The organism is Mesorhizobium sp. P2_D6, assembly GCF_056404315.1.
Genome location: NZ_JBFUEG010000003.1, coordinates 271623 through 284377 on the forward strand (window position 1 = coordinate 271623; position 12755 = coordinate 284377).

Annotated in this window: 11 protein-coding genes; 6 read left to right on the forward strand and 5 right to left on the reverse strand. The window is 62.5% G+C overall.

Going from position 1 to position 12755, the window contains the following annotated elements; all coding sequences use genetic code 11:
• The first annotated feature begins 20 nt into the window (after positions 1-20).
• The 6 genes from AC1D1L_RS07705 (at position 21) to AC1D1L_RS07730 (ending at position 7624) form a co-directional block, all read left to right on the forward strand.
• Positions 21-629 (forward strand): ATP-dependent Clp protease proteolytic subunit, encoded by a 609-nt coding sequence (locus AC1D1L_RS07705; RefSeq protein WP_352586841.1) that lies wholly within the window; start codon positions 21-23, stop codon positions 627-629.
• An 85-nt stretch (positions 630-714) separates the two neighbouring features.
• Positions 715-996, forward strand: a complete 282-nt coding sequence (locus tag AC1D1L_RS07710; protein WP_477340212.1) for a hypothetical protein — start codon at positions 715-717, stop codon at positions 994-996.
• 1003 nt (positions 997-1999) lie between these two features.
• Entirely contained in the window at positions 2000-4921 is a 2922-nt protein-coding gene (gene uvrA, locus AC1D1L_RS07715) for an excinuclease ABC subunit UvrA (RefSeq protein ID WP_352586839.1), read from the forward strand.
• A gap of 34 nt (positions 4922-4955) precedes the next feature.
• Positions 4956-5453, forward strand: coding sequence for a GNAT family N-acetyltransferase (locus AC1D1L_RS07720; RefSeq protein WP_477340214.1), 498 nt, complete (start codon positions 4956-4958; stop codon positions 5451-5453).
• Positions 5450-6253: a DUF72 domain-containing protein gene (locus tag AC1D1L_RS07725; protein ID WP_477340216.1), complete on the forward strand. Its 804-nt coding sequence runs from the start codon at positions 5450-5452 to the stop codon at positions 6251-6253. Before AC1D1L_RS07720 ends, AC1D1L_RS07725 begins: the two co-directional genes overlap by 4 nt.
• A 225-nt stretch (positions 6254-6478) precedes the next feature.
• Positions 6479-7624 carry a GGDEF domain-containing protein gene (locus AC1D1L_RS07730; RefSeq protein ID WP_477340748.1) on the forward strand — a complete coding sequence of 382 codons (1146 nt, stop codon included), beginning with the start codon at positions 6479-6481 and terminating at the stop codon, positions 7622-7624.
• A gap of 56 nt (positions 7625-7680) precedes the next feature.
• Here AC1D1L_RS07730 and AC1D1L_RS07735 read toward each other — a convergent pair whose 3' ends face one another.
• The 5 genes from AC1D1L_RS07735 to urtB all read right to left on the reverse strand — a co-directional run bounded on the left by AC1D1L_RS07735 (position 7681) and on the right by urtB (position 12718).
• A complete protein-coding gene (locus AC1D1L_RS07735) occupies positions 7681-7857 on the reverse strand; it encodes a hypothetical protein (RefSeq protein WP_112561526.1) in 177 nt (58 codons plus the stop codon).
• A 499-nt stretch (positions 7858-8356) separates the two neighbouring features.
• Positions 8357-9052, reverse strand: a complete 696-nt coding sequence (gene urtE, locus AC1D1L_RS07740) for an urea ABC transporter ATP-binding subunit UrtE (protein WP_477238482.1) — start codon at positions 9050-9052, stop codon at positions 8357-8359.
• 69 nt (positions 9053-9121) lie between these two features.
• Positions 9122-9868: an urea ABC transporter ATP-binding protein UrtD gene (gene urtD / locus AC1D1L_RS07745; protein ID WP_436259795.1), complete on the reverse strand. Its 747-nt coding sequence runs from the start codon at positions 9866-9868 to the stop codon at positions 9122-9124.
• Between the two features lie 4 nt (positions 9869-9872).
• Positions 9873-11105 (reverse strand): urea ABC transporter permease subunit UrtC, encoded by a 1233-nt coding sequence (gene urtC, locus AC1D1L_RS07750; protein WP_477340219.1) that lies wholly within the window; start codon positions 11103-11105, stop codon positions 9873-9875.
• Positions 11102-12718 carry an urea ABC transporter permease subunit UrtB gene (gene urtB / locus AC1D1L_RS07755; RefSeq protein ID WP_477340221.1) on the reverse strand — a complete coding sequence of 539 codons (1617 nt, stop codon included), beginning with the start codon at positions 12716-12718 and terminating at the stop codon, positions 11102-11104. Before urtB ends, urtC begins: the two co-directional genes overlap by 4 nt.
• Positions 12719-12755: the final 37 nt, after the last annotated feature.

Sequence of the window (12755 nt, forward strand, 5' to 3'; positions counted from 1 at the left end):
AAACAAACGGAGACAATGAGATGAGCGGCTTTGCCAATCTGGTGCCGATGGTGATCGAGCAATCGAGCCGCGGCGAACGCGCCTTCGACATTTTCTCGCGGCTGCTGCGCGAGCGCATCATCTTCATCAATGGCGAGATCAATGACGGCATGTCGGCGCTGGTCTGCGCCCAGCTTCTGTCGCTGGAATCGGACAATCCCGACAAGGAGATCTCGCTCTACATCAACTCGCCGGGCGGCGTGGTGACCAGTGGCTTCGCCATCTACGACACGATGCAATATGTCAGCTGTCCGGTGTCGACGGTGTGCATGGGCTTTGCCGCTTCGATGGCCTCGTTCCTGCTGATGGCGGGAACGCCGGGACGTCGCATTGCGCTGCCCAATGCCAGCATCGTGTTGCATCAGCCGCTGGGTGGGTTCCAGGGCCAGGCCTCCGACATCCAGCGCCATGCCGAAGGCATTTTGCGCACCAAGCGGCAGATGACCGAGCTCTATGCGCAGCATTGCGGCCGCACCTATGAAGACGTCGAACGCACGCTCGACCGCGATTTCTTCATGACCGCGAAGGAAGCCAAGGACTGGGGCCTCGTCGACCATGTTTTTGATACCCGCAAGCAGGCGGCGGCCTGACGGGGCGGCAGATCGAATGCCGGCCGGCCTATCAATTTCGACGCCCAGTCTGGTTCCGCCTTGAGCGCAGCACTATAATGTTTCCATGCACCACCGCCTGACCAGACTGATAACAGCCGTTGCGGTCACAGCCGTAACCTCCAGCACAGCTTTCGCCGGCGACACCGCGACATCGTCGCAAAAGGCCGACCTGCCCGGTGTGACGAGCGACTACCGCATCGCCCAGCCGGCGCCGCAGCCCGAACCCGACGACGCACTGCCTGCCGGCGAGAACGGCACATTCAAGATCGGCAATACGGATGTCCGGGTTTCCGGCAGCATTTCAATCGATATGGCTACAGGCGGGATCAGACCTCCAAATCACTGAGCCGGGCGATACGTGCTTCCTGCGAGCGTTGGCACCGCCCCTCACCTGCCTGCCGGCATCCTCTCCCCGTAAACGGGGCGAGGGACGCTCCCGATCGATGCTTTCGCCAGCCACCAACGTTGCATAAATAGCACCGCAGCCGCAGCTGCCTCTTTCTCCCCGTTCACGGGGAGAAATGCCTGGCAGGGCAATGAGGGGCATCGCCAACACCGATAGCTATGACTCTTCGTACGATCGGGCGACAGGGCGCTTCGCCCCGATATCCCCACACAAAAGAGCAGCCCCGCCGTTGCTTCCGCAAACGGTCGGGGCTTTTTTTGGATTCCAAATCCAACTTGCCGGTAGTGTTATACCGACTTTTATCTCGGATGCTTCGCGGCATTCAGCCGACGATCCGACTATCCGTCTCTGATTTTTGTGGGATTCGGCAGGTCACGGTTTGTCGGGTGGTTTTGCATTGAAGCAATGCGTTCTTTTGGACGCATACACTCTTATGGCTTGAAACTACCCTGGCACTTATGCCCGCCGCGGCTCCAACGAGATGTGGAGCCTCAAAGGACTATCCGGTGGCGTCATGCTCCGCTCCTATGTCCGTTGCGCTTGTTGTCGTCCGAAGCACAAATCGCAAAAACCTGCGGCGTCTCGCAGGCCACCTATGGGCGGCGAGGCCATCGAAAGACGGCCGGCTTCGTTGACCTTTAGAGACTGCGCCCCTGAGTCGGCGGCGTCAACCTTGAATAGCCGGTTACCGAAAAATGTGATCGCCGGGAGCTTACGTCAGGGTCAGTTTCTGAAACAGCTTTGTCAGGTTTCAGCACAGCTTTGTCAGGAGCGTGTTCGGCCTTTGTTCTTTCCGCTTGCCCCTTCACGCGAAAGACGGTTAAACGACTTTGGGTCGAGAAGTATGGCGTCTCTCGACGTGGCGGCAAAAATACCTACATAGGGGATGGCCGGGAAAACCCCGCCGATCCCACTGATACCAGATCTGAGGCGGCGACCGGCGATGGCCGACCATAAATACCTTTCCATTCGCGGTGCACGCGAACACAATCTGAAGAATGTCGATCTCGACCTGCCGCGTGACAGCCTGATCGTAATGACCGGCCTGTCGGGCTCCGGCAAATCGTCGCTTGCCTTCGACACAATCTATGCCGAGGGCCAGCGCCGCTATGTCGAGAGCCTGTCGGCCTATGCGCGCCAGTTCCTCGAAATGATGCAGAAGCCGGACGTCGACCAGATCGACGGCCTGTCACCTGCCATCTCCATCGAGCAGAAGACGACGTCGAAGAACCCGCGCTCGACGGTCGGCACCGTCACCGAGATCTACGACTATATGCGCTTGCTGTTCGCGCGCGTCGGCATCCCCTATTCGCCGGCCACCGGCCTGCCGATCGAGAGCCAGACGGTCAGCCAGATGGTCGACCGGGTGCTGGCGGTCGAGGAAGGCACGCGCCTGTTCCTGCTGGCGCCGATCGTGCGCGGCCGCAAGGGCGAGTACCGCAAGGAACTGCTGGAGTTGCAGAAAAAGGGCTTTCAGCGCGTCAAGGTCGACGGCGTCTTCTACGAGATTGCCGACGTGCCGGCGCTGGACAAGAAGTACAAGCACGACATCGACGTCGTCGTCGACCGCATCGTCGTGCGCGGTGATCTTGCGACCAGACTTGCCGATTCCATCGAAACGGCGCTGAAGCTCGCCGAGGGGCTGGCGGTCGCCGAATTCGCCGACCGGCCGCTCGACGCCAGCCAGACCGGCGAAGACTCGGTCAACAAGTCGAAGAACGAGACGCATGAGCGCATCCTGTTCTCCGAAAAATTCGCCTGCCCGGTGTCCGGCTTCACCATTCCGGAGATCGAGCCCAGGCTGTTCTCGTTCAACAACCCGTTCGGCGCCTGCCCGACCTGCGACGGTCTCGGCAGCCAGCGTGCCATCGACGCCAGCCTGATCGTGCCGGACGAAAACGTCTCGCTGCGCGATGGCGCCGTCAGCCCGTGGGCGAAATCGACCTCGCCCTATTACGCACAGACGCTGGAGGCGCTGGGCAAGGCATACGGCTTCAAACTCGGCGACAAGTTCAAGGACCTGACCGAGGAGGCAAAGGAAGCCGTCCTGCGCGGCACCGGCGAGCGCGAGGTCACCTTCCAGTATGATGACGGCCTGCGCTCCTACAAGACGACCAAGACGTTCGAAGGCGTCATTCCCAATCTGGAGCGGCGCTGGAAGGAAACCGAATCCGCCTGGATGCGCGAGGAGATCGAGCGCTTCATGTCGGCAACGCCCTGCCCGGTCTGCAAGGGCTACCGGCTGAAGCCGGAAGCGCTGGCGGTGAAAATCGCCGGAAAGCATATCGGCGAGGTCACCGAGCAGTCGATCCGCAACGCCGACAAATGGTTCACCGACCTGCCGGCGCAGCTCAACGACAAGCAGAACGAGATCGCCGTCAGGGTGCTCAAGGAGATCCGCGACCGGCTGCGCTTCCTCAACGATGTCGGCCTCGACTATCTGACACTGTCGCGTAATTCCGGCACGCTGTCGGGCGGCGAGAGCCAGCGCATTCGTCTGGCGTCGCAGATCGGCTCGGGCCTCACCGGCGTGCTCTACGTGCTGGACGAGCCGTCGATCGGCCTGCACCAGCGCGACAATGCGCGCCTGCTCGACACGCTGAAGCATTTGCGCGACATCGGCAACACGGTGATCGTCGTCGAACATGACGAGGACGCCATCCTGCATGCCGACTATGTCGTCGACATGGGCCCGGCCGCCGGCATCCATGGCGGCGAGATCATCGCCCAGGGCACGCCGCAGCAGGTGATGGCCAACCCGAATTCGATCACCGGCAAATATCTGTCGGGCGCGCTTGAAGTGGCCACACCCGGTATCAGGCGCGAGCCCAAGAAGGGCCGCCGGCTGAAGATCGTCGGCGCGCGCGGCAACAATCTGAAGAACGTCACTGCCGAAATCCCGCTCGGCACTTTCACCGCCGTCACCGGCGTATCGGGCGGCGGCAAGTCGACCTTCCTGATCGAGACTTTATTCAAGGCGGCCTCGCGGCGCATCATGGGCTCGCGAGAGCATCCGGCCGATCATGACCGCATCGAGGGGCTGGAATTCCTCGACAAGGTCATCGACATCGACCAGTCGCCGATCGGGCGCACACCACGTTCGAATCCGGCCACCTATACCGGGGCCTTCACGCCGATCCGCGACTGGTTCGCCGGCTTGCCCGAGGCCAAGGCGCGCGGCTACCAGCCCGGTCGTTTCTCGTTCAACGTCAAGGGCGGCCGCTGCGAGGCCTGCCAGGGCGACGGCGTCATCAAGATCGAGATGCACTTCCTGCCCGACGTCTACGTCACCTGCGATGTCTGCCACGGCAAGCGCTACAACCGCGAGACGCTCGATGTCGTGTTCAAAGGCAAGTCGATCGCCGACGTTTTGGACATGACGGTCGAGGAAGGCGTCGATTTCTTCGCCGCCGTGCCCGGCGTCCGTGACAAGCTCGACACGCTGAAGCAGGTTGGTCTCGGCTACATCCATATCGGCCAGCAGGCGACGACGTTGTCGGGCGGCGAGGCGCAGCGCATCAAGCTCGCCAAGGAACTGTCGCGCAAGGCGACCGGCAAGACGCTCTACATCTTGGACGAGCCGACAACCGGCCTGCATTTCCACGACGTCGCCAAGCTTCTGGAAGTGCTGCACGAGCTGGTCGACCAGGGCAACACGGTGGTGGTCATCGAGCACAATCTCGAAGTGATCAAGACCGCCGACTGGGTGCTCGACCTCGGCCCCGAAGGCGGCGACGGCGGCGGCGAACTGGTGGCACAGGGTACGCCGGAAGCCATCGTGCGCGAAAAGCGCAGCTATACCGGCCAGTTCCTGAAAGAGCTGCTGGAGCGGCGCCCCGGGGGCAAGCGCGAAGCGGCGGAATAGTAGGCAGACCGGTCGAGCGCCTGGAGAGTTTTGAATGACATTCCGACAGGCGCTTGCCGGTGATCTCGACGCAGTCGTCTCGCTGACGCAGGCCGCCTATGAGCACTACACGCCGCTGTTAGGCGCACCACCTATTCCGGTCACCGAGGATTACACGCCTCGCATCGAGCGCGGTGAGGTCTGGCTCTTGGAGAGCGGCGCGGATCTTGCCGGGCTGATCGTCATCGAGCGGCATCCCGATCATGCGATGATCTTCAGCGTTGCGGTCTCTCCCGCTTTCCAAGGCAAGAAACTCGGCACCGCGCTGCTCGACTTCGCCGAGGAACAGGCGCGGTCGTGGGTCGTTCCGGAGGTTCGGCTCTACACCAATTCGCGTATGGAGCGGAACATTTCGATCTACACGGCCTATGGCTTCCAGGAAATGGGTCGCCGGGCCAATCCCCACCGGCCGGGATGGACGGTGGTCGACATGGCTAAACCTGTCGGCGCGGCACGGCGGCCTGATCTTTCTGAATTTGGGAGGACGATATGAGCAAATCCGGGACAATCCGCTCAGGCATGGGTGGCTGGACTTTCGAACCCTGGGATACCTCCTTCTATCCGGACAAACTGTCGAAGGCCAAGCAGCTGCACTATGCCAGCCGCCAGGTGCCGAGCATCGAAGTCAACGGCACCTACTATTCCAGCTTCAAGGAACCGACCTTCGTCAAATGGGCGAGCGAAGCGCCGGACGGTTTCGTCTATTCGCTGAAGGGCAACCGCTTTGTCACCAACCGCCGCGTGCTCGGCGAAGCCGGCGAGTCCATGACGCGCTTCCTCAGCTCCGGCGTCGCGGCGCTCGGCGAGAAGCTAGGCCCGATCCTGTGGCAGTTCGCGCCGACGAAAAAGTTCGATGCAGACGATTTCGAGGCTTTTCTGAAACTGCTGCCGGAAAAGCAGGATGGGGTGGCGCTTCGCCATGCGCTCGAAGTGCGCAACGACAGTTTCATCGTGCCGGAATTCGCCGCGCTCGCTCGCAAATACAAGGCGGCGATCGTCTATGCCGACCATGCCAAATACCCTGACATTGCCGACATCACCGGCGATTTCATCTATTTGCGGCTGCAGGCCGGCTCGGACGACAATCCCGATTGCTACGCGCCGAAGGGTCTGGACGAGTGGGCGGAGCGGGTAAAAACCTGGGCGGAAGGCAAGCAGCCGGCCGATCTGCGGCGCGCCGATCCGTCCGTCGACGCGCCAGTGAAGCCGCGCGACGTGTTCGCCTACTTCATCACCGAGGGCAAGGTGCGCGCACCGTTCGGCGCCATGGCTCTGATGAAGCGGGTGAGCTGACGTACAGACCTAGCAGTTCGCGGAAACGGCTAACCGCTCTAACTCTCTGGTTTGACGCGATTCCGGACGCTTGGACGCGAAAGAGTGTTTCAACCCAGAATTGCTCTAAATCAAGCGAAACGTGGTATCTTCCCCGCCATCGTAACCTTATCGATACCTCCTTGCTGCATGAATCCGGTCCGGCCCGGTGGCAAGAGCTGGGTCGCCGCGGGCAAGGACGAGGGCATGTCGCTCGACTACAATTCCCTTCTGCTGGCTGTCGGTTTTTCCGCCGCTTGCCTCGGCATGACTTTGTTCGGCATCTGGCTGACCGCGCGCTCGGAAAAATTCCTGCTGACATGGGCGGTCAGCGTGCTTCTGATCGTCGCCGACGTCTTCGCCTACCAGGCCTATATCGACACGCCGGGACGCCTGCTCGGCCTCGCCAGCTTTACCTTTCTGCTGCTCGGCTTCGCGACCATGCTGGGCGCGGCCCACCAATTCACGACCGGCGCCTCGCCGCTGCCGCGCATCGCCATCGGCGCCGGCGTCTCGCTGGCGATCGCCTTGCCGCCAATGGCGCTTGGCTATGACGGTCTAGGCTTCATGCTGGAGAATGCCTTTGCCGCGCTGCTCCTGTTTGCGACAGCCTATGAATACTGGAAGGGGCGCACCGAATTTCCGGCCCCGATCATCGGCATTGCCGGGCTCTACACGGCCACCGCAATATCCTTCGTGCTGTGCTCCGGAGCGCTGGTCTGGGATGGCAGGCTGGTGCTTGGCCATGCGCCGAGCAACTGGGCGGAGGATCTCAGCCTCATCGTCGTCATCGCCTGCATGACCGGCATCGGCGCTTTGTCGCTGGCGCTCAACCAGGGGCGCCTGGCACAGCATCACCGTCGCGAAGCACTGACCGATCCGCTGACCGGCCTGCTCAACCGACGCGCTCTGTTCGACCTGCATGGCAAGACGCCGGTCGAGGCCTTCACCGCCGTGATCGTGTTCGATCTCGATGGCTTCAAAGCCATCAACGACGAGTTCGGCCATGCTACCGGAGACGAAGTGCTGAAACTGTTCGCCAAGGATTTGACCGCCAATCTCCAGCCGGGCGACGTCGCCGCGCGCATGGGCGGAGAGGAGTTTGCGCTGGTCCTCGATCGCATCTTGCCTGAGAAGGTGGAATTCATAGCCGAACGCATCCGGGCCAGTTTTGCCTCGCGCCGGATCGATACCGAGACCCGCCTGCTGGCCTGCACGGTCAGCGCCGGCTACGCTTTCGGCAGCGAAGGCGGCACCAAGTTCGACAAGGTGCTCAGCGCCGCCGACAAGGCGCTCTACGGGGCCAAGCGCGGCGGCCGCAACCGGGTGCTCGCATTCCGGCGCGCCGGGTAGGCTGTGCCGATTCAGCCGGCCTGACCTGAATCTCAACACATACTCGGCCTGAGCGGTCAGGCAGCCAGGACGATTTCGTTGTAGGTATCCAGATCGACGTAGAAAACCTTGGTGATTTCGCCGATCAACTCATCCTGCTGGTAGCCTTGCGAGCGCAGAATGTTGATGGCGGTGATGATGTCGACGCGCTCTGTCAGCCGTCGTTTCTGGTGGTCCTCGACGAACCGTTCCATAGCCTATTCTCCTGGCAAGATTATCTGGACGCATTGACCGACAATCAGAACTGCGAGGGAAAGCTAGGGTGGCTTGCTTGCGTGGAACTTGCAGGCTGAGCCAGCGCATTCCCTCCATCTGCTACAGACTGATACGGAAGCGGCCGACTCACCGGGGCCTGACAAAGACTAGCATGCAGTATTGCGGGTGCCAGAGGTGCGCGTCGCCTTGTTTGAGAAAGACCAAGGCGATCTGGCTACTTCGCACCGATGATAGAGTCCGCCGTTTGCGCAGGATGAAGCTGTTCGGTGGCGATCCTTCACGCCCCCCTCTGTCCTGCCGGACATCTCCCCCACTTGGGGGGAGATCAGTCGGAACCGCGGCTTTCGCCAATCTCAGACGCTGCAGGGGTGGGCGAGGTATAGAAGCTGGTAATCTCCCTCCTTGTGGGGAGATGTCCGGCAGGACAGAGGGGGGGCGCTGTCCCGCCGACGTCTACCGTTCTGGATCGCTGTCCGGCTACACCGTCAGAAACTTCCTGACGTCCGCTCTGTCGAGATCTTCGGCCGGGCCGGTATGGACGATCTGGCCCCGGTCCATGATGTTGACCTCGTCGGCGAGCTCGCGGCAGAAATCGAGATATTGCTCGACCAGAAGCACTGCGATGCCGGCCTGGTCGCGCAAATAGCGGATGGCGCGGCCGATGTCCTTGATGATCGAGGGCTGGATGCCTTCGGTTGGCTCGTCCAGCACCAGCAGTTTCGGCCGCATCACCAGCGCCCGGCCGATGGCGAGCTGCTGCTGCTGGCCGCCGGAGAGATCGCCGCCGCGGCGGCCGAGCATCTGCTTCAGAACGGGAAACAACTCGAAGACATGCGCAGGCACATTGCGGTCGGCGCGCTTCAACGGCGCAAAACCGGACTCCAGGTTCTCGCGTACCGTCAGCAAGGGAAAGATCTCCCTGCCCTGCGGCACGAATGCGATGCCCGACCGGGCGCGATCATACGCCGCGCTCCGGTCGAGCGCCTTCCCCTCGAAGGCAACACTTCCGCTCGTCAGCCGGTGGTGGCCGACGATCGATCTCATCAAACTGGTCTTGCCGACGCCGTTGCGGCCGAGCACGCAAGTGATCTTGCCGGCACCCGCCTTCAGCGACACGCCGCGCAGCGCCTGGGCGGCACCGTAGTGGAGCGTGACGTTGGAAACTTCGAGCATGTCAGCGCCTTTTCCAGAAGCGGAGGAAAGACAGATCGAAGCGATGGAATTGCACCCGCCACACCATGCTCATCTCCCCAGATAGACTTCGACGACCCGCTCGTCGGCCGAGACGAAATCAAGCGTCCCTTCCGACAGTACCGAGCCCTCATGCAGGCAGGTGACCTTGACGCCGAGCTCTCGCACGAAATGCATGTCGTGCTCGACGACGATGACCGAATGGTCACGCGCTATGTCTTTGAGCAGGCGCGCTGTTTCCTCGGTCTCGGCATCGGTCATGCCGGCGACCGGCTCATCGACCAAAAGCAGCTTCGGGTCCTGCGCCAAGAGCATGCCGATCTCCAGCCACTGCTTCTGACCGTGACTGAGATTGGCCGCCAGATCGTGGCGCTTATCGCCGAGCCGGATGACGCCGAGGATGTCGTCGATCTGCCGCGCCTCGGCGGCCGAGCGGCGATGGAACAGCGCCGGGAAGATCGAGCGCGGCCCCTTGAGCGCCAGCATCAGATTGTCTTCGACGCTGTGGCTTTCGAAGACGGTCGGCTTCTGGAATTTGCGGCCGATGCCCATCATGGCGATCTCGGCCTCGTCGTGCCGGGTCAGGTCGACCTGGCCGTCGAAGAACACGTCGCCCTCGTCGGGACGCGTCTTGCCGGTGACGATGTCCATCATCGTCGTTTTGCCGGCGCCGTTGGGGCCGATGATGGCGCGCATCTCGCCCTTGTCGAGCACAAGCGACAGATTGTTGATGGCGCGGAAACCGTCGAAGGAGACCGAGACGCCGTCGAGATAGAGGATGGTGTTGGACTTCGACATCGCTCTACTCCGCCGGCTGCGGTTCGGGGCCGGACGTAGACCAGTCGCCCGGCCTTGTCGCTGCGGCGCGGACGATCTTCGCAGGCGGCGGGGCCTCAGGATCGGTGCCAGCCTCCTCAGCGATCGCGGCTGCCCGCATCGCCTTGGCATTGCCGCGCCAGGAATCCCACATGCCGATGATGCCCTTGGGCAGGAACAGGGTGACGGCGACGAACAGGCCGCCCAACGCGAACAGCCAGAATTCCGGCAGCACGCCGGTGAACCAGGATTTGCCGGCATTGACGAGCAGCGCGCCGACGATCGGGCCAACGATGGTGCCGCGCCCGCCGACGGCGGCCCAGATCACCACTTCGATCGAGTTGGATGGTTCGAACTCGCCGGGATTGATGATGCCGACCTGCGGCACGTAAAGCGCGCCGGCAATGCCCGCCATGACAGCCGAGACGGTGAAGGCAAACAGTTTTACATTTTCCGCCCGCCAGCCGAGGAAGCGCGTGCGGCTTTCGGCATCGCGCACGGCCATCAAGAGCTTGCCGTATTTGGAGCCGACGATCGCCCAGGTGATGAAGACGGCGAGCGCCAGCATCACCGCGCTGGCGGCAAACAGTGCCGAGCGGGTGGCATCGGCCTGGACGTTGAAGCCCAGAATGTCCTTGAAATCGGTCAGGCCGTTGTTGCCGCCAAAACCCATATCGTTGCGGAAGAAGGCGAGCAGCAGCGCGTATGTCATCGCCTGGGTGATGATGGAGAGGTAGACGCCGGTGACGCGGCTGCGGAAGGCGAACCAGCCGAAGACGAAGGCTAGCAGGCCAGGCACCGCCAGAACCATGACGGCGGCGAACCAGAAATGATCGAAGCCATACCAGAACCACGGCAATTCCTTGTAGTTCAGGAACACCATGAAATCGGGCAGGATCGGATTGCCGTAGACACCGCGAGAGCCGATCTGGCGCATCAGATACATGCCCATCGCATAGCCACCGAGCGCGAAGAAGGCGCCGTGACCGAGCGAGAGGATGCCGCAATAGCCCCAGACGAGATCGAGCGCCAAGGCAAGCAATGCGTAGCAGAGATATTTGCCGGTCAGCGCCACGATATAGGGCGGGATGTAGAAGGCGCTGGTCGGCGACACCGCAAGGTTGAGCAGCGGCACGATGATGGCGGCGGCCAACAGGATGAAGATGGTGATGGCGATGCGGCGGTCCGCGCCGGCAGCGAAGAAGCGTCCTGTGATCATGCTTCCACCGCCCTGCCCTTGAGCGCAAACAGGCCGCGCGGGCGTTTCTGGATGAACAGGATGATGAGGACCAGAACGACGATCTTGCCGAGCACGGCGCCGGCATAGGGCTCCAAAACCTTGTTGACGATGCCGAGAGAGAAGGCGCCGACCAGCGTGCCCCACAGATTGCCGACACCGCCGAAGACGACGACCATGAAACTGTCGATGATGTAGCCGCGGCCGAGATTGGGCGAGACATTGTCGATCTGGCTGAGCGCGACACCGGCGATGCCGGCAATGCCGGAGCCCAGCGCAAAGGTCAGCGCGTCGACCCAGGGCGTCCGAATACCCATCGAGGCGGCCATGCGCCGGTTGGCGGTGACGGCGCGCATCTGCAGGCCCCAAGGCGTGCGCTTCATGACATAGAGCAGCACACCGAAGACGGTGAGCGCGAAGACCAGAATCCACAGCCTGTTCCAGGTGATGGCGAGCTGGCCGACATCGAAGGAGCCCGACATCCAGGAGGGATTGCCGACCTCCTGGTTGGTCGGCCCGAAGATCGAGCGCACTGCCTGCTGCAGGACCAGCGAGACGCCCCAGGTCGCGAGCAGCGTTTCCAGCGGCCGGCCGTAGAGGAAGCGGATGACGCCGCGCTCGATGATCAGGCCGATAGAGGCGGCAACCAGGAAGGCGAGCGGCAACGCAATGACCAGCGACCAGTCGAACAGGCCGGGGAACGAGGTTCGGATCACCTGCTGCACGACGAAGGTGGTGTAGGCGCCGAGCATGACCATCTCGCCATGCGCCATGTTGATGACGCCCATGACGCCGAAGGTGATGGCAAGGCCGATGGCCGCCAGCAGCAGCACCGAGCCGAGCGATATGCCGTACCAGATGTTCTGACCGGCATCCCACAGCGCCAGGCTCGAATTGATGCTGGCGATCGCAGCGCTCGCCGCGTCCTTGAGCGCGCCTTGCGCGTTGGCCTCGACCGACGTGAGCAGCGACAGCGCGTTGCGGTCGCCGCGCGCGCCGATGAGCGCAATGGCTGCAAGCTTGTCGGCCTCGGGCTTGTCGGAGACCAGAACCGACGCAGCGCGCGCCTGCTCGAACAGCGCCTTGACCTTGGCGTCGGTCTCGGCGGCAATGGCCGCGTCGAGCGGCTCGATGTTGGCGGCATCGGGCGTCTTGAACATTGTGTCGGCGGCAGCAATGCGGACAGCCGGATCTTTCGCACGCAACGTCAGCGTGCCCAGCGCATCGCGGATGACGCGGCGCAGCGTGTTGTTGACCTTGATCTTGGTGATATCGGCCTTGGCTGCCTCGCCGGCGCTCTCGCCGCTCAGCGGATCGAGCAGCGTGACACTGTCGCCCGCCTCATTGCCGACGAAGACGGCTGAATCGACTTTGCGGATGTAAAGATTACCTTCGGCAAGTGCAGCGAGCGGTCGTTCGACTGCGGGATCGCCGGTCGCGGCAAGCTCGCGCACCACGGCTTCGGTCGCCGAAAACCCTGAGCCGGTGGCGAATTTGGCGATGACGGCGCGCAGATCGGCTTCGGCTGCGTTCGACGGCAACAGACTTGCCATCAGGAACACCAGCATGAGGCCGAGAGCGCGCAACAGGATCATCCGTTCAGGTACTTTTCCGGAAGGTGGAATTTGGCGT

Coding starts and splice junctions, on each gene's coding strand:
- AC1D1L_RS07705 (WP_352586841.1), top strand. CDS start 21: ATGAGCGGCTTTGCCAATCTGGTGCCGATGGTGATCGAGCAATCGAGC.
- AC1D1L_RS07710 (WP_477340212.1), top strand. CDS start 715: ATGCACCACCGCCTGACCAGACTGATAACAGCCGTTGCGGTCACAGCC.
- uvrA (WP_352586839.1), top strand. CDS start 2,000: ATGGCCGACCATAAATACCTTTCCATTCGCGGTGCACGCGAACACAAT.
- AC1D1L_RS07720 (WP_477340214.1), top strand. CDS start 4,956: ATGACATTCCGACAGGCGCTTGCCGGTGATCTCGACGCAGTCGTCTCG.
- AC1D1L_RS07725 (WP_477340216.1), top strand. CDS start 5,450: ATGAGCAAATCCGGGACAATCCGCTCAGGCATGGGTGGCTGGACTTTC.
- AC1D1L_RS07730 (WP_477340748.1), top strand. CDS start 6,479: ATGTCGCTCGACTACAATTCCCTTCTGCTGGCTGTCGGTTTTTCCGCC.
- AC1D1L_RS07735 (WP_112561526.1), bottom strand. CDS start 7,857: ATGGAACGGTTCGTCGAGGACCACCAGAAACGACGGCTGACAGAGCGC.
- urtE (WP_477238482.1), bottom strand. CDS start 9,052: ATGCTCGAAGTTTCCAACGTCACGCTCCACTACGGTGCCGCCCAGGCG.
- urtD (WP_436259795.1), bottom strand. CDS start 9,868: ATGTCGAAGTCCAACACCATCCTCTATCTCGACGGCGTCTCGGTCTCC.
- urtC (WP_477340219.1), bottom strand. CDS start 11,105: ATGATCACAGGACGCTTCTTCGCTGCCGGCGCGGACCGCCGCATCGCC.
- urtB (WP_477340221.1), bottom strand. CDS start 12,718: ATGATCCTGTTGCGCGCTCTCGGCCTCATGCTGGTGTTCCTGATGGCA.